This window comes from Streptomyces sp. NPDC127098 (assembly GCF_042722465.1).
Lineage (GTDB): Bacteria > Actinomycetota > Actinomycetes > Streptomycetales > Streptomycetaceae > Streptomyces > Streptomyces millisiae.
This window is the reverse complement of sequence record NZ_JBHXFJ010000090.1, coordinates 1-23,432: the sequence shown is the minus strand read 5'-3', so window position 1 is coordinate 23,432 and position 23,432 is coordinate 1. Positions and strand designations below refer to the sequence as shown.

The 23,432-nt window shown below is 72.8% G+C and carries 18 protein-coding genes; 13 read left to right on the top strand and 5 right to left on the bottom strand.

The window, feature by feature from the left end; all coding sequences use genetic code 11:
* The first annotated feature begins 279 nt into the window (after positions 1 to 279).
* Entirely contained in the window at positions 280 to 1,485 is a 1,206-nt protein-coding gene (locus tag ACFWI8_RS33670; RefSeq protein WP_387099319.1) for a right-handed parallel beta-helix repeat-containing protein, read from the top strand.
* A 62-nt stretch (positions 1,486 to 1,547) separates the two neighbouring features.
* On the opposite strand, the gene ACFWI8_RS33665 is transcribed toward ACFWI8_RS33670, so the two are convergent.
* Entirely contained in the window at positions 1,548 to 3,092 is a 1,545-nt protein-coding gene (locus ACFWI8_RS33665; protein WP_387099317.1) for a glycoside hydrolase family 43 protein, read from the bottom strand.
* 133 nt (positions 3,093 to 3,225) lie between these two features.
* Here ACFWI8_RS33665 and ACFWI8_RS33660 point away from each other — a divergent pair, with 133 nt between their 5' ends.
* The gene (locus ACFWI8_RS33660) at positions 3,226 to 4,941 is read left to right on the top strand and encodes an ABC transporter substrate-binding protein (protein WP_387099315.1); all 1,716 of its coding nucleotides are present in this window, start codon (positions 3,226 to 3,228) and stop codon (positions 4,939 to 4,941) included.
* Positions 4,942 to 5,010: 69 nt separating this feature from the next.
* Here the strand turns inward: ACFWI8_RS33660 and ACFWI8_RS33655 are convergent, their stop codons facing one another.
* Positions 5,011 to 5,721, bottom strand: a complete 711-nt coding sequence (locus ACFWI8_RS33655) for a GntR family transcriptional regulator (protein ID WP_387099313.1) — start codon at positions 5,719 to 5,721, stop codon at positions 5,011 to 5,013.
* Between the two features lie 93 nt (positions 5,722 to 5,814).
* Between ACFWI8_RS33655 and manD the strand changes: the two genes are divergently transcribed.
* Genes manD through ACFWI8_RS33635 form a run of 4 tightly spaced genes read left to right on the top strand, consistent with a single transcriptional unit; the run spans position 5,815 to position 10,952 of the window.
* Entirely contained in the window at positions 5,815 to 7,023 is a 1,209-nt protein-coding gene (gene manD / locus ACFWI8_RS33650) for a D-mannonate dehydratase ManD (protein WP_387099311.1), read from the top strand.
* The gene (locus tag ACFWI8_RS33645; RefSeq protein ID WP_387099309.1) at positions 7,020 to 8,480 is read left to right on the top strand and encodes a mannitol dehydrogenase family protein; all 1,461 of its coding nucleotides are present in this window, start codon (positions 7,020 to 7,022) and stop codon (positions 8,478 to 8,480) included. Before manD ends, ACFWI8_RS33645 begins: the two co-directional genes overlap by 4 nt.
* A 58-nt stretch (positions 8,481 to 8,538) precedes the next feature.
* Positions 8,539 to 9,924 (top strand): MFS transporter, encoded by a 1,386-nt coding sequence (locus ACFWI8_RS33640; protein WP_387099307.1) that lies wholly within the window; start codon positions 8,539 to 8,541, stop codon positions 9,922 to 9,924.
* Positions 9,921 to 10,952 (top strand): L-idonate 5-dehydrogenase, encoded by a 1,032-nt coding sequence (locus tag ACFWI8_RS33635; RefSeq protein WP_387099305.1) that lies wholly within the window; start codon positions 9,921 to 9,923, stop codon positions 10,950 to 10,952. Before ACFWI8_RS33640 ends, ACFWI8_RS33635 begins: the two co-directional genes overlap by 4 nt.
* Here the strand turns inward: ACFWI8_RS33635 and ACFWI8_RS33630 are convergent.
* Positions 10,885 to 11,835, bottom strand: a complete 951-nt coding sequence (locus ACFWI8_RS33630; RefSeq protein WP_387099321.1) for an MBL fold metallo-hydrolase — start codon at positions 11,833 to 11,835, stop codon at positions 10,885 to 10,887. The genes ACFWI8_RS33635 and ACFWI8_RS33630 overlap by 68 nt on opposite strands.
* Before the next feature lie 124 nt (positions 11,836 to 11,959).
* On the opposite strand from ACFWI8_RS33630, the gene ACFWI8_RS33625 reads away from it, so the two are divergent.
* The gene (locus ACFWI8_RS33625) at positions 11,960 to 12,874 is read left to right on the top strand and encodes a cupin domain-containing protein (RefSeq protein WP_387099303.1); all 915 of its coding nucleotides are present in this window, start codon (positions 11,960 to 11,962) and stop codon (positions 12,872 to 12,874) included.
* 105 nt (positions 12,875 to 12,979) lie between these two features.
* Here the strand turns inward: ACFWI8_RS33625 and ACFWI8_RS33620 are convergent, their stop codons facing one another.
* Together ACFWI8_RS33620 and ACFWI8_RS33615 are read right to left on the bottom strand one after the other, a co-directional pair.
* Positions 12,980 to 13,786 (bottom strand): ABC transporter ATP-binding protein, encoded by an 807-nt coding sequence (locus ACFWI8_RS33620; protein WP_387099301.1) that lies wholly within the window; start codon positions 13,784 to 13,786, stop codon positions 12,980 to 12,982.
* A gap of 345 nt (positions 13,787 to 14,131) precedes the next feature.
* The gene (locus tag ACFWI8_RS33615) at positions 14,132 to 14,878 is read right to left on the bottom strand and encodes a phosphotransferase family protein (RefSeq protein WP_387099299.1); all 747 of its coding nucleotides are present in this window, start codon (positions 14,876 to 14,878) and stop codon (positions 14,132 to 14,134) included.
* A 445-nt stretch (positions 14,879 to 15,323) separates the two neighbouring features.
* On the opposite strand from ACFWI8_RS33615, the gene ACFWI8_RS33610 reads away from it, so the two are divergent.
* The 6 genes from ACFWI8_RS33610 (at position 15,324) to ACFWI8_RS33585 (ending at position 23,332) form a co-directional block, all read left to right on the top strand.
* Positions 15,324 to 16,265: a phosphotransferase enzyme family protein gene (locus tag ACFWI8_RS33610; protein ID WP_387099297.1), complete on the top strand. Its 942-nt coding sequence runs from the start codon at positions 15,324 to 15,326 to the stop codon at positions 16,263 to 16,265.
* 183 nt (positions 16,266 to 16,448) lie between these two features.
* Complete coding sequence (locus tag ACFWI8_RS33605; RefSeq protein ID WP_387099295.1) at positions 16,449 to 16,952, top strand: MarR family winged helix-turn-helix transcriptional regulator; 504 nt, start codon at positions 16,449 to 16,451, stop codon at positions 16,950 to 16,952.
* Positions 16,953 to 17,416: 464 nt separating this feature from the next.
* Positions 17,417 to 18,757, top strand: a complete 1,341-nt coding sequence (locus ACFWI8_RS33600) for an ABC transporter substrate-binding protein (protein WP_387099293.1) — start codon at positions 17,417 to 17,419, stop codon at positions 18,755 to 18,757.
* Positions 18,758 to 18,762: 5 nt separating this feature from the next.
* The gene (locus ACFWI8_RS33595) at positions 18,763 to 19,689 is read left to right on the top strand and encodes a carbohydrate ABC transporter permease (RefSeq protein ID WP_387099291.1); all 927 of its coding nucleotides are present in this window, start codon (positions 18,763 to 18,765) and stop codon (positions 19,687 to 19,689) included.
* The gene (locus ACFWI8_RS33590; protein WP_387099289.1) at positions 19,686 to 20,516 is read left to right on the top strand and encodes a carbohydrate ABC transporter permease; all 831 of its coding nucleotides are present in this window, start codon (positions 19,686 to 19,688) and stop codon (positions 20,514 to 20,516) included. The genes ACFWI8_RS33595 and ACFWI8_RS33590 overlap by 4 nt, the downstream gene beginning before the upstream one ends.
* 59 nt (positions 20,517 to 20,575) lie before the next feature.
* Entirely contained in the window at positions 20,576 to 23,332 is a 2,757-nt protein-coding gene (locus ACFWI8_RS33585) for a family 78 glycoside hydrolase catalytic domain (protein ID WP_387099287.1), read from the top strand.
* Positions 23,333 to 23,432: the final 100 nt, after the last annotated feature.

Below are 23,432 nucleotides of genomic sequence, written 5' to 3'. Positions count from 1 at the left end.
TCTCGTCGCGTAGTACCTCGTAGACGTAGTCGGCCTTGCTCATCGGTTGGCGGTGGCCCTCGGCCGGCCCGGGTGACTCCATCACTGCCCCTCGAATTCGCGTTCCCCGACCAGCCAGTATCCCGTGCCGAACCGGCGCCGTGACCCCCGGCGTCGGCAACCGCTCTCCAACTTCCGTCGGCTCGAAGGGCGTTGACGTGTGCATGGCCCGCCGTTAGCATCCGCCTCGCTCGTGGAAAGCGCTTTCAGCACGGCCCATGTCGACCACGGAGATGAAGCATGAGACTGAGAGCCCTGATCGCGTCCGTCGCCCTGCTTGCGGGTGCCGCGGCGGCCCTGCCCGGCACCGCCGCGGCCGCCGCCGGCGGTGATCCCGGTGTCCAGGCCACCGCCCTCTACGTGTCGCCGAGCGGCAACGACAGCAACGCCGGCACGCTCGCCGCGCCCCTGCGGACGGTGCAGCGCGCGGTCGACCTGGCCGTGGCCGGCGACACCATCTACCTCAGGGGCGGCACCTACGCGCCGAGCACCAACATCCAGCTGAACAAGAACGGCACCGCGAGCCAGCCCTTCACCATCACCAACTACAACGGCGAACGGGCCGTCATCGACGGCGAGAACATGCCCCACACCCCCGCCCCCGTCGACGGCAGCATCCCGCGCCCCGAGCGCGGCGCCGTCCACATCGAGGGCGACTACTGGCGGCTGATCGGCCTGGAGATCATCAACGGCCCCTACGGCATATTCGGTCTCGACACCAACAACAACCTCTTCGAGCGCCTCGTCACCCGGAACAACTACGAGAGCGGACTGCACCTCCAGGGCGCGTCCAGCAACAACCAGATCATCAACCTGGACAGCTACGGCAACCGCGACCCGCGCAACAACGGCGAGAGCGCGGACGGCCTGGCCATCAAGGAGGGCTCGGGCAGCGGCAACGTGGTGCGCGGCGCCCGGCTGTGGAACAACTCGGACGACGGTTTCGACGCCTGGGAGTTCCTCTCCCCGATCACCATCGAGTCCAGCCTCGCCTGGGGCAACGGCTTCAACCGCTGGAACCTGCCCGACTACACGGGGGACGGCAACGGCTTCAAGCTCGGCGGCGGCGACGAGGACCTGCCGGCGGCGCACGTCACCCGCAACAGCATCGCCTGGGACAACGCGGTCGGTGGCTTCATCGACAACGGCAACCCGGGCCGGCTGGTGATCGAGCGCTCCACGGCCTGGCGCAACGGCGGCACCGGCTTCAACTTCAGCCGGTCGAGCAGCACCCTGACCGCCAACCTCGCGGTGTCCAACGGCACCAACGTGTCGCTCGGCTCCACCTCCGGCGGCAGCGGCAACTCCTGGAACCTCGGCGGCAGTTGGTCCTTCGTCAGCACCGACCCGGCCACCATCACCGGGCCGCGGCAGTCGAACGGCGCGATCCCGTCGTCCACCTTCCTGCGCCCGTCCAACGGCGCGAGCGTCGGCGCCCGGTTCTGACCGCACCACACCACACCGCACCGCCCCGGCCGGCACCCGAGGGCCCCGGCCGGGGCGGTGGTTCACTCCGCGCGGCCCGGCGCCGGCAGGTAGTCGAACCAGTCGAAGTCCGCGCTGCCCCGGGTGGCGTACATGCCGACCACCCGCCCGGTGAAGCCGGTGGCGACCTCGGTGGAGAGATAGCGCCCGTCGAGCTCGGCGAGCCGCACCGGCTCCGCGGCCTCGCCTGGCAGCACCGAGAAGGCGAGGGTGTCTGGGCCCGTCGCCCGCACCCCGAGCGGCTCGCCGGTCAGCTGCTCGGCGGCGGTGACGGTGGGCGGCAGCACGTCGTGGGTGCGGACGTCCACGACGAGGGTGAGCGGCCCGGGTGGCACCGGGTGGCGGGCCACGCACTGGCCGAGCGGGCCGATGCGGGCGACGACCCGCGCCTCGCCGTCGGCGACCTCCAGGTCGTAGTGGTGGGCCTCGTCGAGCCGCACGGAGAGACCGGCCCTGGCCGCGCCGGGGTCGAGGTGGGCGCTGATCCGGCACTCCGGGTGCTGCTGGCGCCGGCCGACGAAGGTGTACCCGGGGCGGTCGAGCGTCTCCCCGGTGGCGGTGAGCCGGAGCCAGCCGGGGCGGTCGGTCGTCGACCAGGAGCCGTCGCGGCGTTCACGCGGCGAGACCCAGACCGGCGCGAGCCCGGGCGTGTCGAAGTCGTCCCTGACGGGCTCGGGCTCCAGCGGGTGCAGGGGGGAGGGGGCCGGGTGCCGCTCCTCGACCGGGCCGACGACCGGCCAGCCGTCCACCCAGCGCACCGGCGTCAGGAAGGTCTCCCGGCCCAGCACGTGGAAGTTGGGGGTGTGGCCCCGTGGTCGGGTGGCCAGCAGCGCCATCCACCAGGCGCCGTCTGGCGTCGTGACCAGGTCGGCGTGGCCGGTGGACTGGATCGGCCGGTCGGTGGCGGAGTGCGACAGGATCGGGTTGGCGGGGGCCGGCTCGAACGGGCCGCGGGGCGAGCGGGCCCGGGCGATGGAGACGGCGTGCCCGCGCTCGGTGCCGCCCTCGGCGATCAGCAGGTACCACCAGTCGCCGATCCGGTACAGGTGTGGCGCCTCCGGGTACTGCAGCCCGGTGCCCGACCAGAGTTCGAAGGGCCCGTCGAGCACCGCGCCGGTGTCCGGGTCGATCCGCGCCAGCCTGATCCCGCCGTCCGAGTAGGCGCACCAGCAGGAGCCTTCCTCGTCCCAGGCGATGTCGGGGTCGATGCCGGGCACGTCGACCCAGACCGGCTCCGACCACGGGCCCTCGGGCCGCTCGGCGGTGACCAGGAAGGTGCCCCCGCCGGCCACCAGCGTGGTGATCATCCAGAACCGCCCGTCGTGGTGGCGGAGCGTGGGCGCGTAGATCCCGCCGGACGCGGCGGTCTCGGGTGGCAGCCGCAGCTGCGACGGGCGGTCCAGGACGTTGCCGAGTCGGCGCCAGTGCACCAGGTCGCGGCTGTGGAAGAGGGGGACCCCGGGGAAGTACTCGAAACTCGAACAGGCGAGGTAGTAGTCCTCGCCCACGCGGCACAGGCTCGGGTCGGGATGGAACCCGCCGATGACCGGGTTCTGGTAGCTGCTCACCGGACCACGATCGTCAACAGTGATCGCCCGCGCAAGAGTTGTTAGCTTCCGAGGGATTGACTTTGTTAATTCACCGGCCTAACACTCGCCTTCCCCGGGCGAGTACGCCCATGCCCCGAGGATGAGGCAGGCGATGAGAGACAACCGATCGATCGAGTCACGACGCGTCCATCGGCGCCGGACGCCGGCCCTGGCCGTCGGCGTCACGGCGCTGGCGCTGCTCGCGGCAGGCTGCGGTGGCGGCGGGAACGGCGGCGGGGGAGGTGGCGCGACGCCCGCCGACACCCTGGTGGTGGCCGGGCAGACCGGCGACTACATCCGGAACTTCAACCCGTACTCGCCGACCCTGATCGAGGGCCCCGGCACCATCTTCGAGTCGCTCTTCTACTTCAACGTCGCCAGCGGGGCCGAGCCGGTGCCCGTGTTGGGCACCGAGTACGCCTGGAACGAGGACGGCACCGAGCTGTCCATCACCCTGCGCGAGGGCGCCACCTGGTCGGACGGCGAGGCGTTCGACGCCGACGACGTCAAGTTCACCTTCGACATGATCGCCTCCGACGTCGTGCCCAACACGGTGGGCTTCCACGGCACCACCGAGGTCGTCGACCCGACCCACGTCGTCGTCACCTTCGACGGCCCCTCCTACATGGAGGGACCGCAGCTCCTCGGCAAGACCTGGATCGTGCCCGAGCACATCTGGAGCGGCATCGAGGATCCCAACACGGACACCATCTCCGAGCCGGTCGGCACCGGGCCCTACACGCTCGGCGACTTCAAGGGGCAGGCGTTCACGCTGGACGCCAACCCCGACTACTGGGGCGGCGAACCGGAGCTGGCCCACGTCCAGTACCGCGCGCTGGCCGGCAACCAGGCCACCACGGACGCGCTCGCGGCCGGCCAGATCGACGTCTACAGCGGCCCGGTCCCCGACATCGCCAACGTCGAGGAGGACTACCCTGGCTACTCGGCCATCACCGTGCCGATGAACCAGATGGTCCTCGACACCTGTGCCAACGCCGACCTCGGCTGCACCGGGCCGCAGACCGACCCCGCCGTCCGCCAGGCGCTCTACTACGCGATCGACCGCACCCAGCTCAACCAGTTGGCCTTCCAGAACACGGCGAGCGCCATGTCGCCCGGCTTCGCGCTGCCCGAGCGCGACGCGGCCTACGTCTCCGACACGTTGGAGAACGAGACCGTGCCGATGGAGCCCGATCTGGCGCGGGTCGACGAGGTCCTCACCGACGCCGGCTACACGCGCGAGGGTGACGGGGTCTACGCCAGGGACGGCGAGCCGCTCGCCCTGACCGTGACCGTGGTCACCGGCTGGACCGACTACATCACCGCGCTCGAGACGCTGCGGGAGCAGCTGCTGCCGGCCGGCATCGAGCTGACGGTCGCCCAGGTCTCCTGGAACGAGATGTCCGACGCCCGGTCCCGCGGCGACTTCGAGCTGGTGATCGACTCGCTCTACCCGGGGCCCGCGCCCGACCCGTTCTACATCTACAGCTACTTCTACGGCACGGAGAACACCGCCGAGGTGGGGGAGCGCGCCGACACCAACTACTCGCGCTACTCCAACGCCGAGGTCGACGAGGCCGTGGAGGCGCTGACCCAGCTGAACCCGGAGGACATGGCGGCGCGGATGCCCTACTACGACGCGATCCAGCAGCGTATCGAGCAGGACATGCCGTACATCCCGATCCTCACCGGCGGCACGACCACGGAGTTCCACGCGGCGAAGTTCGACGGCTGGCCGAGCCAGGAGGACCTCTACGCCTTCCCGGCGGTCTGGAGCCGTCCCGACCAGTCGCAGATCTACATGAACCTGGCACCCACCGGGGAGTGACCCCCGCCGCCCGGCCCGGCCCCCGCCCGATCCCGGCGGGGCGCCGGGCCGTGGCGTGTCACGCGGCGGCTAATCCCAGACGACGACGTTGCGGCGCACCGGCACCGAGGTGGGGTCGGTGGCGAACAGCTCGGGGGAGTGCGCCCGGATGCTCTCGATGTCGCTGAACACCGCGCGCAGGTGGGTGCGCATCGCGGTGCGGGCCAGGCCCGTGTCGCCGGCCAGGACCGCTCGCAGGATCTCGCCGTGCTGCTCGGTGAAGACGGCCGGCGCCGTCGCCTGCAGCCCCAGCCGCCTGGCCCGGTCCAGATGGCCCTTGGCGGCCGCGACCGTGGTCCAGGCGCTGCCGTGCCCGCTCAGCCGCAGCAGCCCCTGGTGGAAGGCCTCGTCCAGCTCGAAGAACTCCTCGATTCCAAGGCCCGGTTGACGCTGCCGCGCCACGTTCTCGCGCAGCTCCTCGACCAGCGCCGGGTCCAGCGGCTCCGGCAGGTCGTCGAGCGAGGCCAGCTCGACCGCCTCCCGCAGGAACTGCGCGTCGGCGACCTGCGTCGGGTCGACGCGGGAGACGAAGGAGCCGATCTTCGGGAAGACCTGCACCAGGCCCTCCTGCGCGAGCAGGATCAGGCTCTCGCGGACCGGGGTCCTGCTCACCCCGAGCGCGGCCGCCAGCTCGTTCTCCGAGAGGGCGGCGCCCGGTGGCAGCTCCAGGGTCAGGACCATCTGGCGCAGCCTGGTGTAGATGGTGCGTCGCGAGGTCCGCCGCCCGTTCGTCTGAGCCATGGGCCCCATCGTATCGGCAGGACAACCATTGCCACACTTCGCGACAGGTGCTTGTATACATGCACTGTCCGACCGGCAAGGAGAAGGGCCGCCGTGAGTACGATCGAACGCGCCGAGGTCTTCGTCGCCTCCCCGGGGCGCACCTTCGTGACCCTGCGCATCACCACCTCGGACGGGGTCACCGGACTCGGCGACGCCACCCTCAACGGGCGCGAACTCGCCGTCGCCAGCTACCTGCGCGACCACCTCGTCCCGCTGCTCGTCGGCCGCGACCCGGCCCGCGTCGAGGACATCTGGCAGTACCTCTACCGGGGCGCCTACTGGCGGCGCGGCCCGGTCACCATGACCGCCATCTCCGCCGTGGACACCGCCCTGTGGGACATCAAGGGCAAGACCGCCGGCCTGCCCGTCTACCAGCTGCTCGGCGGCCGGTCACGGGACGGCGTCCTGGCCTACTCGCACGCCAGCGGCACCGACGTGCCCGCCCTCCTCGACGACGTCCAGCGCTACCTCGACCTCGGCTACCGCGCGGTGCGCGCCCAGGCGGCCGTGCCCGACGTCGGCGGCACCTACGGCGTCCGCAAGGGCGCCATCTACGAGCCGGCCGCCACCGCGCTGCCCGAGGAGCAGCCCTGGGACACCCAGTCCTACCTGACCTTCGCCCCCACCTACCTGGAGGCGGTCCGCGACCGGTTCGGCTTCGGCTTCCACCTGCTGCACGACGTCCACCACCGGCTGACCCCACTGGAGGCCGCCCAGTTCGGCAAGCGCGTCGAGGACTGCCGGCTGTTCTGGATGGAGGACCCCACCCCCGCCGAGAACCAGGAGGCGTTCCGGCTCATCCGCCAGCACACCACCACGCCCATCGCCGTGGGCGAGGCGCTGACCTCCATCTGGGACGTCCAGCACCTCATCACCGAACAGCTCGTCGACTACGTGCGCACCACCGTCGTGCACGCCGGCGGCCTCACCCACCTGCGCCGCATCTTCGACCTCGCCGCGCTCTACCAGGTCCGCACCGGCTCGCACGGCGCCACCGACCTCTCCCCGGTCAGTCTCGCCGCCAACGTCCACCTCGACCTGGCCGTGCCCAACTTCGGCATCCAGGAGTACATGGGCCACGCGCCCGAGACCGCCGAGGTCTTCCACGGCGGCGTCACCTTCGCCGACGGCATGCTGCACCCGGCCGAGGAGCCCGGGCTCGGCGTCGAGTACGACGAGCAGGCAGCCGAGCGCTTCCCCTACCAGGCCCGGTACCTGCCCGTCGCGCGGCGCCTCGACGGCTCGGTGCACGACTGGTGACCGGCACCGCACCGCCCCTGCTCGGCCGCGCCGCCCTGCGTCGGCTCCCGCCGGAACGCCGCCCCCTCGTCGACCCGGCCGCCCTGCGCACCCGCGTCGTCCACCTCGGGCTCGGCGCCTTCCACCGCGCCCACCAGGCCCTCTACACCGAGCGGGCCGCAGCGGACACCGGGGAGCCCTGGGGCATCGCCGCCGTGGCCCCACGCTCCCTCGACACCGTGCGCGCCCTGCGCGCCCAGGACCACCTCTACTCGCTGACCGAACTGCACCCCGAAGGGGCCGGCCCCCGGGTCGTCGGCGCGCTCACCGAGGCGCTCGCCATGCGGCCCGACGCGGCCCGCGTCGACGCGCTGCTCGCCGACCCCGAGGTCACCGTCGTCACCCTCACCGTCACCGAGAAGGGCTACCACCGCGCCACCGACCCCGCCAGGACCCCGGCGCTCGACACCACGGACCCGGCCGTCGCCGCCGACCTCGCCGCCCCGGACACCGGCCGGCTCACCACCGTCGTCGGCCGGCTCGCCGCCGGCCTCGCCGCCCGGATGCGCGCCGGAGCCGCCCCCATCACCGTCGTCTCCTGCGACAACATGGCCGACAACGGCGCCGTGCTCGCCGCCGTCGTCAGGGACTTCGTCGCCGCCTCCCGCTGGCCCGACCGCGCGACCGTGCTGGACCGGCTCGCCGAGGCCGTCACCTTCCCCGCCACCGTCGTGGACCGCATCGTGCCCGCCACCACCGCCGCCGACCGCGCCGCCGCGGCCGCCGCCCTCGGCGTGTGGGACGAGGCGGCCGTGGCCGGCGAGCCCTACCTGGCCTGGGTCCTCCAGGACGCCTTCGCCGCCGCCCGCCCCCGGTGGGAGGCCGGCGGCGCCCTCCTCGTCCCCGACCCCGCGCCCCACCAGCTCACCAAGCTGCGGCTGCTCAACGGCTCGCACTCCGCGCTCGCCTACCTCGGCCTCGCCGCGGGACACACCACCATCGACGAGGCCATGGCCACCGACTGGGGAGCACCCCTGGTCCTCGCCCTGTGCGCCGAGGTGGCCCCCACCCTGCCCCCCGAAGGCCCCGAACCCGCGGCGTACGCCGCCGACCTGGTGACCCGCTTCCGCAACCCGGCGGTCGGCCACCGGCTCGACCAGATCGGCTCCGACGGCTCACTCAAGCTGCCGGAGCGCTGGCTGCCCGTGCTGCGCCGACTGCGCGCCACCGGCACCCCGACCCCCCTCCTCGAACTGGCACTCGCCGGCTGGGCGCACGCCACCCGCCCGCCCCAGCCGGCCCCCGACCCGGCCGCCGCCGCCCTCGCCGACTGCTGGCGCCCCGCCGCGCCGGCCGCCGCCACCGTGGCCGCGCTGCTACGGACCATCGGCGCGCCCGACCTCGCCGAGGACACCGCGCTCACCACGGCCGTCGCGGCCCGGCTGCCCGCGATCGCCGCCGGACGCGTCGAGCTCTGACGCCAGGACCGCCCCCGTCCCCCTCCCCACAAGCGCCACAGAACAACGGAGTTCCCCGATGACCACCAGCACCACCACCACGGAGCCCACCGGGCCCGTGCGGCGGACCACCAAGGACCTCACCAGAGCCGCCGTCTCCGGCTGGCTCGGCACCGCCATGGAGTTCATGGACTTCCAGCTCTACTCGCTGGCGGCGGCCATCGTCTTCAACAAGATCTTCTTCCCCGACGTCAGCCCCGCCATCGGCCTCATCGCCGCCATGGCCACCTACGGCGTCGGCTACGTGGCCCGCCTCGCCGGCGCCGTCTACTTCGGCCGCATGGGCGACCGGATAGGCCGCAAGAAGGTCCTCGTCATCACCATCGTCATGATGGGCGTCTCCACCACGCTCATCGGCGCCCTCCCCACCTACGCCTCCATCGGCATCCTGGCGCCCGTCCTGCTGGTCGCGCTCCGCCTGGTCCAGGGCTTCGGCGCCGGCGCCGAGATCGCCGGCGCCACCGTGATGCTCGCCGAGTACGCGCCGACGCGCCGCCGCGGCCTCATCGCCTCGCTCGTCTCGCTCGGCACCAACTCCGGCACCCTGGCCGCGTCCGGGCTCTGGGCCATCCTGCTGGCCGTCCTCAGCGAGGACCAACTGCTCTCCTGGGGCTGGCGCCTGCCGTTCCTGCTCAGCTTCCTGCTGCTGGTCTTCGCCGTCTGGCTGCGCCGCAGCCTCAAGGAGAGCCCGGTCTTCGAGGAACGCCCCGACGTCGTGGACGGCGTCGCCATGACCCGCGGCGAACTGGAGGACACGGCCAGCCGCGAGGAGACCGGCACCCTGGAGGCCGGCCTGCGGCAGCGCAAGGGCAAGGCGTTCTTCCTCGCCCTCGGCCTGCGCTTCGGCCAGGCCGGCAACTCGGGACTCGTCCAGACCTTCCTGGTCGGCTACATCGCCACCAACCTCGACTTCGAACGCTCCGTGCCCACCGACGCCATCCTCTACGGCTCGCTGCTCGGCTTCCTCACCGTGCCGGTGATCGGCGTGCTCGGCGACCGCTTCGGCCGCCGCCCCCTGTACATCGCGCTGACCCTGCTCACCACCGCGCTGGCCTTCCCCCTGCTGCTGCTCATCGCCCACGGCGGCGCCGCCGCGGTGATGCTCGGCATGATCGTCGCCCTCAACCTCGGCGTGCTCGGCCTGTTCTCCCTCGAAAGCGTCACCATGGCCGAACTCTTCGGCTCCCGCACCCGGTTCACCCAGCTCGCCGTCGCCAAGGAGATCGGCGGCGTGCTCGCCACCGCCATCGGGCCGGTGCTCGCCGCCACGCTCACCGCCGTCACCGACAGCTGGTGGCCGATCGCCGGAATGCTCGTCGTCTACTCGCTCATCACCCTGGTCTCCGCCCTCCTGGCGCCCGAGACCCGCGGTCGTGACCTCGTCCGACTGGAGGACGCCGTATGAGAGCCGTGGTCGTGCACGGTCCCGGAGACCTGCGGATCGACGAACGACCTGACCCGGTACCGGGACCGGGCGAGGTGCTGATCGCCATGGAGTGGGGCGGGATCTGCGGCTCCGACGTGTCGTACTTCCGGCACGGCGCCTCCGGCACCGCCCGGCTCAGCCACCCCATGGTGCTCGGCCACGAGGTCGCCGGCCGGATCGCCGCCCTCGGCCCCGGCGTCACCGGGCTCGCCCCCGGCCGGCCGGTCACCGTGCACCCGGCCGAGCCCGTCGGCGACCAGCCGCTGCCCGACCGGATCGCCGGCCGCACCAACCTGCACGCCAGGGTCCGGTACTTCGGCTCGGCCGCCTTCGAACCGCACACCGACGGCGGGTTCAGCGAGTACCGGGTGGTCCGCGCCCACCAGACCCGGCCGCTGCCCGACGGCGTCAGCACCGAACACGGCGCGCTCGCCGAGCCGTTGGCCGTGGCCACCCACGCCGTGCGGCGGGCCGGCGACCTGCGCGGCAGGACCGTCCTCGTCAACGGCGCCGGACCGATCGGCGCCCTGGTCGTCGCCGCCGCCCGCCACCACGGCGCCGGCACCGTCGTCGCCGCCGACCTCGCCGCCCCCCGGCTCGCCGTCGCCCGCGCCATGGGCGCCGACGAGACCCGCGACGTCTCGCGCGAACCCCTCCCCGAGGACGTCGAGGTGGTCTTCGAGGCATCGGGCGCGCCCGCCGCGCTCGGCGCCGTCCTGCGCGCCACCGCGCGCGGCGGCACCCTCGTCCAGGTCGGCAACCTGCCGGGCACCCCGGCGCCGGCCGCCCTCGGCGAGCTGGTCACCAGGGAGATCACCTGGATCGGCTCCTACCGCTTCGTCGAGGAGATCGACGACGCGCTGTGCGCCATGCGGGACGGACTCGACGTCTCCCCGGTCGTCAGCCACCGCTTCGCCATGGCGGACGCGGCCACGGCCCTCACCGTCGCCGCCGACCCGGCGGCCGGCTTCGGGAAGGTGCTGCTGCGCCTGGACGAAAGCCGGTGACCCACGTCTGCGCCCAGGGTCCGAGGGAGAACCCGTCGCCCGCCCGCCGGACCTCCACGGCACCCGCGCCACCGAAGTGCGCGGGGACGAGCAACTCCCGCTCGTCGGCGGCCCGACCGAGGATCCGACGGCGACTGGCCACGGCCTGCTCAGGGGCCAGGCAGGCGCTGCTGTTGCAGCAGGGCTCGATGATCTGCACCGGGCTGTGCAGGAGATCCCCGACGAAGACCGCCCGGTCGCTCCCGGACGCGAGTCGCAGCACGGACGAGCCGGGCGTGTGGCCGGGCGCGGACTCCAGGACGAGGTTCTCGTCGACGCGGTGGAGCCCGTCCCACAGCACGGCCTGTCCGGCCCGGTGGACGGGCGCCACGCTGTCCTCGTAGATCAGGCGCTCGACCCCCCGTGGGTTGTCGCCGTAGGAGTTCCCCGGGCCGTAGTGGAAGTCGTCGGCGGCCGGAATCAGGTACCGGGCGTTCGGGAACGTCGGCACCCACTCCCCGTCCGCCGCCATGGTGTTCCAGCCGACGTGGTCGACGTGGAGGTGGGTGTTGACGACCACGTCGACCTCCTCCGGAAGCACGCCGGCCCTCGCCAGCAGGCCGAGGAAGTCGCCCTCACACCGGTGGAACGGCGGCATGCCGGGACGCTCGCGCCCGTTTCCCGCCCCGGTGTCGACCAGGACGGTCCGCCCACCGCTGCGCAGCACCCACGTCTGCAGGGCCAGCACCGCCACGTCGCCGTCCGGCTCCCAGTGATCGGGCGCCAGCCAGTCCTCGTTGTCCTTCCAGACGCCGGCGGTGGCTCCCGGGAACATCCCGGAGGCCGGCGCGAACGGCCGGTGCCACTCGACCACCCGGATGACCTCGACATCCCCCAACACCATGCGCTGCACACTCTCGTTCGTCACCCGCTCGACCCTAGGAAGGCCGAGTGAGCGTCTCAATGCGTATCCGGCTCAACAAGATACGCATCCGTCTCACCTGACAGACAGGAGATACCCTGACCCGATGGATGTGGTGAGCGACGCGATCTCCGTCGCGCATCTGGGGCACCCCTGGTCCCACCGGGTGCGGACGAGCGGGAGTTGGGGCGCGCGCCTCGACCCGTACGACGGCGCGGGCTTCCACGTCGTCCTGAAGGGCAACTGCTGGCTGCTCCCCGACGGCGGTACGCCGGTGCCGCTCGGCGTGGGGGACGCGGTGCTGCTGCCGCACGGCACCGGCCACGTACTCGCCGACTCCCCGGCCGACGCGGCGCGGGCGGTGCCGTTCGAGCGCTGGATCGCGGAGCCGAGTGCCAGCGGCGAGACGGAGCTGCTCTGCGGCAGGTACTGGCTCGACTGCAGCCGCATGCACCCGCTCATGACGGAGCTGCCCGAGGTCGTCCACCTGCCCAACCGAGTGGGCGGCCACCTCGAACTCCGCGCCGCGATCGAGCTGCTCGCCGGCGAACTGGACGAGCGGCGGCCCGGCTCCTGCGTCGCCCTCCCGAACCTGCTCGACCTCCTCCTCGTCTACATGATCCGCTCCTGGATGACCGAGACCACCAGCGGAGCCTGGCCCGGCGCCCTCGGCGACCCGGTCACGGCCGCCGCCCTGCGAGCCCTGCACACGAACCCGGGCGCCCCCTGGAGCACCACCCGCCTGGCGGCGGAGGCGGGCGTCTCCCGCCCCACCCTGGCCCGCCGGTTCACCACCCTGGTCGGCCGCCCGCCCATGGCCTACCTCACCTGGTGGCGCCTGATCCTCGCCGCCACCATGCTCCGGAACACGCCGGACACCCTGGCCACCATCGCCGACCGCGTCGGCTACGGCAGCCCCTACGCGCTCTCCCACGCCTTCCAACGGGAGTTCGGCACCACCCCGGGGAGGTACCGAGCACGGGCCACGGAGCGAGCGGCGCCACGGCAGGACCCCGGGTAACGCCAGCACGAACCGCCACGGCGACTCGCACGGCCACCGTCGGGGCGGACGTCGCCTCGCGGTCGGCGTTCGATCCAGCATGTCGCCCCTGCGCGGGGCACGGCGCTAGCGGCCCGAGCGCGCGTACCACCGGCCGTCGTGGTGGGCGACGTGGATGGGTCGTCCGAAGCAGGCGGTCATGTTGTCCGGGGTGAGCACGCCGTCGACCGGGCCGGATGCCAGCTCGCGGCCTTCCTTGAGCAGGAAGGCGTGGGTGGTGCTGGGCGGGAGTTCCTCCAGGTGGTGGGTGACCGTGACGGTGGCGAGGTCGGTCCGGTCGGCCGCCAGCCGGTGCAGGGCGTCCACGAGGTCCTCACGGGAGGGGAGGTCGAGGGCGTTGAACGGCTCGTCGAGCAGCAGCAGCGACGGATCGGCCATCAGGGCACGGCAGATGAGGACCCGGGCGCGCTGGCCACCCGAGCAGTCCCCGAAGCGGCGGTCGGCGAGCTCCTTGCATCCCAGCTCGGCGAGCAGGGTGTGGGCGCGCTCGCGGGTCGCGGAGTCGTACATCCGCCACAGCGGCTGCACCGTGCCGGTCGCTCCCGTGAGGACGACGGTGTGGGCGGTGGCGTCCGGCGGGACCTTCTGGGCGGCGGACACCAGGCCGACACGTGCTCGCAGCTCGCGCATGTCGACGCGGCCGAGTCGATCACCGAGGACCTCGACCGTGCCGACCGTGGGGTACACGACCGCCCCGACGAGGCGCAGCAAGGTGGTCTTGCCGGCTCCGTTGGCCCCCAGCAACGCCCAGTGCTCGCCGGGCCGAACGGTCCAGTCGATCCCGTCGAGGACGATCTCCTGCCCGGTGGTGCGGCGGTGGACCGCAACGTCCGTCAGAGCGACGACGGCGCGGGGCTCCTGGTGTTCGGTCACGTCGGCAGAGTAGTGCGGTGACCAAGGAGCGGGTGACCGCGCGGAGCCCACCTGCCGCGACCGGAGCGTTGGTCTACGCCGATCCGGGCACGGCTCCGGCCGGGGCGTGCACCGCTGGGTCGTGGAAGGAGCGATCGCGCTGCCGCACTGGTTCCGCCGCCTGCGCATCCGCTGGGGGATCCGTGACGACATTCATCACGCGTTCGTCACCCTTGTCTGTGCTGTCATCTGCTGGCGACGACTGCGCAGCGCGCCTTGTTGTGAGTAAGGGTGGGCGATCGCCCCCGAGGGGATGGCCTGCTCGACGCGTCAGAACGCACACGTGGCAGTCGGGCCCGCGTAGCCTCACATCCGCGATCTCAGCACGTCCACCTCACAGCCCGGCGCGAACGGGTCGAAGCCCTGCTCGATCAGCGGGCGAACGATCAGCAGGCTGCGTAAGGACCACCACGCGTGGACCACGTCGAGGTCGATGTCGGTGCCATAGCCGGCGATGACGTCGTCGAGGTGCTCCTCGTGTCCGAGCGTGAAGGTGGCCAGGTCGTACAGGGCGTCACCCTGGCCCGCCTCGGACCAGTCGATGATGCCGGTGACCTCGTCGCCGTCGACGAAGACGTGCGCGATCTGCAGGTCGCCGTGGGTGAACGTCGGAGTCCACGGCCGGAGCGCGGCCTCGGCGACCTGGCGGTTGCGGGTGACCAGGTCGGCGGGCAGGACACCGTTCGTCACGAGCGACTCGCACTCGTCGTCCAGTTCCGCCGACAGCGCGACGATGCTCCGGCCGGCCCGGCCCGGCCGGGGTGGCAGGGGCGCGTCGTGCAGCTTCCGGATGGCGGCGCCCGCCGCGGCCCACGCCGCCGGCGACCCGGTCGACGGCCCGCCGAGGCGCCCAAGCGTCGTCCCCGGGAGTGCGGCGGTCGCGAGCACGTGCGGCTTGCGCCACAGGACCTCCGGGGTCGGGACCGGCGCGAGGGACATCGCCTCGACCTCGACGTCGATGCGCGCTTGATCGGCGTCCACCTTCAGGAACACGGCACCGACGCGCAGAGTCGCGCGCTCGGAATGGGCGACGACGACTTCGACCTCATCCATGGGCGACCAGTATCCCGGGGATGATCGCCGATGTCGCCGGGTTTATCGCGTGCGATGACGCGGCTGACCGCGTACCGCATCCGCGCCCGCCCGGGATCATCTGGCGGTCCCTCACCCCTGAGCGGATCTCGGCGATTCCGGCCCTGGCACAGCGGAAGCCAAGGGGTCCATGGGCCGCGCACTCAAACGAACATGGAGCCTGACCACGGCCCCGACCATGCTTGCGGCATCCCGGCAGGCAACCCGTCGCCACCGGCTGGCCCGTCGTCACCGCGGGCGCCCGCACCTTGCCGCAGACCCTGTGAAGCGCGCGGCCGAGCCGGTAGGCTCCGCGACGTGAGGTGACGTCCCGGCGGTGCGCTTCCGAACGCGCCGCGCCCGAGGCCACACCGCCGCCCGGCGACCGGGCGGCGGTCACCGTCGACCCCGGAGCCACCTCACCGTCATGCCCACCCACCCCGCACCGGCGGAGATCGCCGCCGCCCTCACCACCCACTGGCGCCTGCCGAACCCCACCGTCACGCCCCTGATGGGCGGGATGAACTCCGCCACCTGGCACGTGCGGCACGGCGCCGTCCGCCTGGTCGCCAAGGCCGTGCCCCGCGGTCCAGCCGAGGACCGCTTCCACCTCGGGCTCCGCTTCGCGGACCGCGTGGAGCGCGCCGGCCTGCCGTCCGGCGCCGCCGTTCCCACGGTCGACGGGGTGCCGACCGTCGCCGTCGCCGGCCACCGGCTCGCGCTGCTGCGCTGGGTCGAGGGCAGGATCCCCGACCCCGCCGACGAGCACGACCTCACGCTGGTCGGGGCCACCCTCGGCCGCGCGCACCGGATCCTCGGCGACGAACCGGTCGACCCCGACGAGGCCCGCGCCACCCTTGATCCGCTGGCCGAGCCGCCGGACCCCGAGGTGCTGGCCGCGCAGCCCTGGCTGCGCCCGGCGCTCGAGGACGTCGCGGCCCGGCTGCGCGGCCTTCACCCCGAGACGCTGAACTGGGGCCCGCTGCACGGCGACCCGGCCCTCGAACACGTCAGGATCCACCCGCGCACCGGACGCCGCGGACTGATCGACTGGGGCGCCGCCGGGCGTGGAACCCGGCTGTACGACCTGGCCACGGTCGTCATGGACCTCGACACACCGCCGGACGCAGCCCCGCTGCTGGCCGCCTACCGCGCCCACGGCCCGCTGTCGGCGGAGGAGATCGACCGGGGCCTGCCTGCGCTGCTGGCGTTCCGCCACGCCGTCAACGCGGTCTACTACGCCGAGCGGCTCCTGCGCGGCGACACCACCGGGGTCGCCGACCAGGCGGAGAACGCCGCGCGCCTCGCCGAGGCCCGCCGGGCGCTGGGCGCCTCGACGGTGGAAAACCCCCGCGGTCAGGCGAGGTGACGCCGCCGGAAGGCTGATGGCTCTCGGAGCCGGACGCCTCCGGGTCCGGGAGCCGCGCCGCACCCCGTCCCCACAGGGTCCGGCGCGGCGGGGCGGTACCGCTCTCCGACCGCCCCGGTCCTGGAGGGCGCGATTCCGTGCCTGGTTTGCTTGACTTAGGCAATCATCTGGTAAAGTGGCCACATGTCGACGTCATCGCCCGCCGACCCCGCCGTGTCGCCCGACGTGGTGGAGATCGAGAGCACGCTCACCCGCATCGCCTACCTGTCCAACCGGGCCAGGCAGCACGAGCGGCTGATGGCGCTGGCCGGGCTCTCGCTCGACCGCGCGGGCGCGGCGCTGCTGCGGCAGCTGGCCGAGCGTGAGTCGATGCGCCCGGGGGAGCTGGCGGTCCGGCTCTCCGTCGAGGCGTCGCACGTCACCCGCCAGGTGCAGCACCTGGAGCGGTCCGGCCTCGTCACGCGGGTGCCCGACCCCGACGACCGGCGGGCGCAGCGCGTCCAGCTGACCGAGGCCGGGCGGGCCGCGGTGCGGCGGGTCCGGACGGTCAGCTGCCAGGGGATGCAGGCGGCGCTCGCCGACTGGTCGCCCGAGGACCTCCACCGGCTCGCCACCCTCTTCCGTCGCATGGTCGACGACTTCGTCTCCCACGGGGACGAGGAGGCCGCCGCGCCGCACGCGGGCTGACGGCCCCGTAAGTCCGTGGCGCGCCTGCCGGGCCCGTGGCTTCGCCCGCCGCGGCCCGTGGCTTCGCCCGCCGCGGCCCGTGGCTTCGCCCGCCGGAGCAGCTTCGTCGCACGTCGCGCGCCACCGTTCGGTGACTGGGTTTACCGCTTCGTTATCTCCTGGTCGCTTGACGGCTGAGCGCCCGGAAGCGAGCCTGTGAGGCGTTCGACCCGCATTGAGTCGTTTCAATCGACGGCGGGTCACCTGCTCCCGTCGGGTCCCGTGGTGCCTCGGCGCCCACGGCGACCTCCTCCCCACACCGACGCGTCGAGTCCCTCAAAGGCACCGAACGCCCCGCAACGACTCCCGCCACGTCGTCCCCGGCACCCGTCACCGATCACCGCGGTCAGCGGCTGATCGCCACCACCATCGCCCGGCTCGGATCTCGGCCAACGAAGTCCACGTTCCAGAGAGGTTCGATGAGCATGAACGTCCCCTTTCCCGGCCCCCCGTCGCGACCTTCCCGCGTCGTCACCGCGCTCGCCGCGCTGACCGTCGTCTCGCTGGGCCTGTCCGCGTGCAGCCCCGGCGACCTGGGCTCGAGCGGCGACGGCGAGGGCATCACCCTCACCTACCTCATCCCCAACGGCCCCGAGGACGTCGCCCTCGCCGAGGCCCTGGTGGAAGGCTTCAGCGCCGCCAACCCGGACATCACCGTCGAGGTGGAGACCAGGCCGGGAGGCGGCGACGGCGACAACCTGATCAAGACCCGCCTGGCGACCGGCGAGATGACGGACGTCTTCCTCTACAACACGGGATCGCTCTTCCAGGCGATCCATCCGGACCGGAACCTGGTGCCGGTGACGGGGGAGGAGTGGGTCGAGGGCCTCGACGACTCCTTCCTGCCCACGGTCACCGCGGGGGAGGAGGTGTACGGGCCGCCGATCGGCTCCGCGATGGGCGGCGGTGTGCTCTACAACCGGACGGTCTACGCCGAACTCGGCCTGGACGTGCCGCGCACCTGGGAGCAGTTCATGGCCAACAACGCGGCGATCGCCGAGGCCGGGACCGCGCCGGTGATCCAGACCTACGGCGACACCTGGACCTCCCAGCTGTTCGTGCTCGGCGACTTCCACAACGTGGCCGCGGCCGAGCCCGACTTCGCCGAGTCGTACACCGCCAACGAGGCCAAGTACGCCACCTCGCCGGCCGCCATCCGGGGCTTCGAACACCTCCAGGAGGTCGCCGAGGCCGGCTACCTCAACGAGGACTTCGCCGCGGCCACCTACGAGGACGGGCTGCGGATGGTCGCCGAGGGGACCGGCGCCCACTACCCCATGCTGACCAACGCCATCTCCCCGATGGTGGAGGCGGTCCCGGAGGCCGCGGAGGACGTCGGCTTCTTCGCGCTCCCCGGGGACGACGAGGCCGGCAACGGGCTGACCATGTGGGCGCCGAGCGGGGTGTACATCCCCAACACCACCGAGGGCGAGCAGCGGGAGGCGGCCCTGCGCTTCCTGGCCTTCATCGCCAGCCCCGAGGGGTGTGACGCCCAGACCCGCGGCCAGACGCCCTCCGGGCCCTACCTGGTGGCCGGCTGCGAGCTGCCCGCCGACGTGCCGACCTCCGTCACCGACGTCCAGGTGTACTTCGACGAGGGCCGGGTGAGCCCCGCGCTCGAGTTCCTCTCGCCGATCAAGGGACCCGCGCTGGAACAGATCACGGTCGAGGTCGGCTCGGGTATCCGCACGGCCGCCTCCGGCGCCCGACTGTACGACGACGACGTGGAGAAGCAGGCCCAGCAGCTCGGGCTCGAAGGCTGGTGACCGGCGTGACCACCACCCTCGGGACCCGGCCCGCCACCCGGCCGCCGAAACCCGCGCCGGCGCGCCCCAGCCGCCGGGCGAAGAGCAGCTATCCGCACTGGTTCTACCTGCCGGCCGCGGTCGTCTACACGGCGCTCTTCCTGCTGCCGACCGCCGCCGCCTTCTTCTTCAGCCTCACCCGCTGGACCCTGTTCGACTACGAGTTCATCGGCCTCGACAACTTCGTCCAGTTCTTCCGCGAGCCGGCGCTGGTCAAGGGCCTCACCAACACCCTGATCTACGCCGTGGTCACCTCGGGCCTCAAGGTCGTGCTCGGCCTGCTGCTCGCGGTGCTGCTGACCTCGCAGATCATCGGGCGCGGCCTGCTGCGCTCCGTGATGTTCTTCCCGGTGCTGGTGTCGACCATCGGCGTCGGCATCACCTTCACGGCCCTGATGCACCCCTCGGAGGGCGCCATCAACCAGGCGCTGGCCGCGGTCGGCGTCGACGGGCCCGCCTGGCTGACCGACCCGTCCTGGGCCCTGCTCTCCGTCGCCCTGGTCGACGTGTGGAAGGGCGTCGGGCTCGCCACCATGATCTACATCGCGGGCGTGGTCTCCATCCCACCCGAGTACTACGAGGCGGCCGAGGTCGACGGCGCCAGCGCGCTGGAGCGCTTCCGGCATGTCACGCTGCCGCTGGCCAGGCCGGCGACCGTGACGGTGATCATCCTCTCCCTGATCGGTGGCCTGCGCTCGTTCGACCTGATCTGGGCGATGACCGGCGGCGGGCCCGGGTTCACCTCGGACGTCATCGCCTCGGTCATCTACAAGCAGTACCAGGCCGGGTTCTACGGCCTGTCGACGGCCGGCAACGTGGTGCTCTTCCTGCTGGTCTCGGCGCTCGCCGTGCCGCTGTTCTGGTTCCTGAACCGCAGGGAGACCGAACTGTGAGAACCCGACGCCCCAACCTCTGGCTCAGCGGTTTCGCGATCCTCGCCTTCACGGTGGTGTTCGTGCTGCCCTTCGCCTTCATCGTGCTGACGGCGGTCAAGGGCCAACAGGAGGCCGCCCTGCTGGAGTTCTCGCTGCCCACCGACTGGCAACTGGTCGAGAACCTGCGCGCGGTGATCGAGGCCCGCGACTACCTGCTGGTCATCGCGTTCATCAACAGCGCGGTGCTCACCGTGGCCAGCGTGACCCTGATGGTGGTCCTCGCCTCCATGGTGGCCTTCGTGCTCCAGCGCCGCCGCGGCCGGCTGACCGGACCCGTCAACCTGCTGGTGCTCTCCGGCCTGATCATCCCGCCCGCCGTGGTCCCCACCATCTGGGTGCTGCAGGGCATCGGCCTCTTCAAGACGCTCCTCGGCCTGATCCTGGTCGAGGTCGCCTTCCACCTGTCCTTCTGCGTGCTGCTCTTCCGCGCCTTCCTCGCCACCGTGCCACGCGAGCTCGACGAGTCGGCCGTGATCGACGGCGCCGGGCCGCTGCGGCTCTTCTTCCGGGTGCTCTTCCCGCTGCTGCGCCCGGTCACCATCACCGTGATCGTCGTCCAGTCGGTGGGCGTCTTCAACGACTTCGTCAACCCGCTCTACTTCCTGCCCGGCGAACAGAACGCCACCGTCCAGCTGACCCTGTTCAACTTCCAGAGCCAGTTCGAGACCCAGTACAACCTGCTGTTCATGGACATCCTGCTCATCACCATCCCGCCGCTGGTGATGTTCCTCTTCTTCAACCGGCAGATCGTGGCCGGCATGACGAAGGGGGCGCTCAAGGGCTAGACCCGCGACCGCCGCGAGGACGACGACCGTATGACCAGAACCGGAAGTGGGAGAACCGCATGCCCCTCGTCACTGTCAGCCCTGTTCGATTCGAGCACCGGGACACCGCGCTCGGTATCGGCACCGCTACGCCACGCCTCTCGTGGCAGGTGACCACGGACGACCCCCGGTGGGCCCAGACGGCCTGCGAGATCGAACTCGACGGCACGGAGGTCCGCCGCCTCGACACGGCCGAACAAGTGCTGGTGGCCTGGCCTTTCGAGCCGCTGGCCGCCCGGGCCAGGGCCACCGTCCGGGTGCGCGTCGCCGCCGGCGAGCGGTGGTCGGAGTGGAGCGAGCCGGCCACCGCCGAGGTCGGCCCGCTGGCCCCCGAGGACTGGACGGCCCGCTTCGTCAGCCCCGCCACCATCGGCCGGATCGGCGACCCCGCGCCCGTCCTCGCCCGCACCCTCACCGTGCGGCCCGACGTCGTCTCCGCCCGCCTCCACCTCACCGCGCACGGCGTCTACACCGCGCACCTCAACGGCGTCCGCGTCGGCGACGAGATCCTGGCCCCGGGATGGACCGCCTACGCCGACCGGCTGCGCTTCCAGACCCACGACGTCACCGCGCTGCTCCGGGAGGGCGAGAACACCATCGAGGTGCTGCTCGGCAACGGCTGGTACCGCGGCCGCCTCGGCTGGGGCGGGCGCCGCGGCCTCTACGGCGACCGGCTCGCGCTCCTCGCCCAGCTGGAGCTCGTCCACGCCGACGGCTCGGTCGAGGCCGTCGGCACCGACGACGCCTGGACGGCGCGCCCCAGCGGGGTGCTCGCCGACGACCTCTACGACGGCCAGCACACCGACCTGCGGCCGCGCGAGCCGGGACCCGTGGACGCCGTCGAGGTGGTCGACGCCGACCTCGGCCGGCTCGTGGCCCCGGACGGGCCACCGGTGCGGATCACCGACACCCTGCCGGCCGTGAAGGTGTGGACCTCGCCCGCGGGAAAGACGTTGGTGGACTTCGGGCAGAACGTGGTCGGCTGGGTGCGGCTGACCGCGCGCGGCACCGGCGACGGCGCCGAGGTCACCGTCCGGCACGCGGAGGTCCTGGAGCACGGCGAACTCGGCACCCGCCCGCTGCGCACCGCCGAGGCCACCGACCGCTACCTGCTGCCCGCGGCCGAGGAACTGGTGCTCGAACCCGAACTCACCTTCCACGGCTTCCGCTACGCCGAGGTCACCGGGCTCGCCGCCGACGCCTTCGACGCCGAGGCCGTGGTGGTCGGCACCGACCTGCGCCGCACCGGCTGGTTCGAGTGCTCGGAGCCGGACGTCAACCAGCTGCACGAGAACGTGGTCTGGGGGATGCGCGGCAACTTCCTCGACGTGCCGACCGACTGCCCGCAGCGCGACGAACGGCTCGGCTGGACCGGCGACATCCAGGTGTTCTCGCCCACCGCCAGCTTCCTGTTCGACACCGCGGGCTTCCTCACCTCCTGGCTCGCCGACCTCGCCGCCGACCAACACCCGGACGGCTCGGTGCCGTTCGTCATCCCCGACGTGCTGCGCGACGCGGAGCCCAGGGCCGCCGCCTGGGGCGACGCCGCCTGCGTGGTGCCCTGGGTGCTCTACCGGCGCTACGGCGACGCCGAGCTGCTGCGCCGGCAGTTCCCCTCCATGCGGGCCTGGGTCGACCGGATCGCCTCGCTCACCACGGACGGCGTGTGGGCCGGGGGCTTCCAGTTCGGCGACTGGCTCGACCCGGCCGCGCCGCCGGACAACCCCTTCGCGGCCCGCGCCGACCACGATGTCGTCGCCACCGCGCACCTCGCCAGGTCGGCCGAGATCGTCGCCGAGGCCGCCGCCGTCATCGGCGCCGACGGCGCGCCCTACGCCGACCTCGCGGCGCGCACCAGGGAGGCGTTCGCCCGGCACTACGTCACGGGCGCCGGCCGGGTGCTCTCGGACGCCCCGACCGTCTACGCGCTGGCCATCGAGTGGGCGCTGCTGCCCACCCCGGAGCAGCGCGCGGCCGCCGGCCTGCGCCTCGCCGACCTGGTGCGCGCCGGCGGGTTCCGGGTGGCGACCGGCTTCGTCGGCACCCCGCTCATCACCGACGCGCTGACCTCGGCGGGCCGCCCCGACCTGGCCTACCGGCTGCTCCTGGAGCGCGGCTGCCCGTCCTGGCTCTACCCGGTCACCATGGGCGCCACCACGGTCTGGGAGCGCTGGGACTCGATGCTGCCGGACGGCACCATCAACCCGGGGCAGATGACCTCGTTCAACCACTACGCGCTCGGCGCGGTCGCCGACTGGATGCACCGCACGCTGGCCGGCCTCGCCCCGGCGGCGCCCGGCTATCGGCGGATCACCGTCCGGCCGCTGCCGTACCCGGCGTTCGGCCACGCCGCGGCCCGCCACCTGACCCCGTACGGCGAGGCGAGCGTGGCCTGGCGGCGGCAGGCGGGCGAGCTCACCGTCGAGGCCGTCGTCCCGGTCGGCACCACCGCGACCGTCCATCTGCCCGGCGCGGCCGAGCCGATCGAGGTCGGCCACGGCCACCACAGCTGGACGCTCCCGGAGCCGGCCCCCGAGGCCCGACCGGTCGAGACCGTGCGCGACCTGGTCGACGACCCCCTGCTGCGGGACGAGGCGGCCGCGGTGCTGATCAAGCACGGCCTGGCCAGGGACGCCGAGGACCTGGCCAGGGGGATCGGGCGCCATCTCGACGCGCCCGTGCGCGAGCTCCCGCTCCGGTTGACCCGCAAGACGCCGCCGGACGACGTGTCCGCCGCGGAGCGCGCCCTGGAGAAGCTCCTGTCGGCCACGGACTGACGGCCGGCCGCCGGCGTGGGGGGGGGGCCCCCCCCCCCCCCCCCGGGGGGGGCCCCCCCGCGCGGGCCGTGGTAAACAAGTGGAGGGAGGCCGCCCCCGC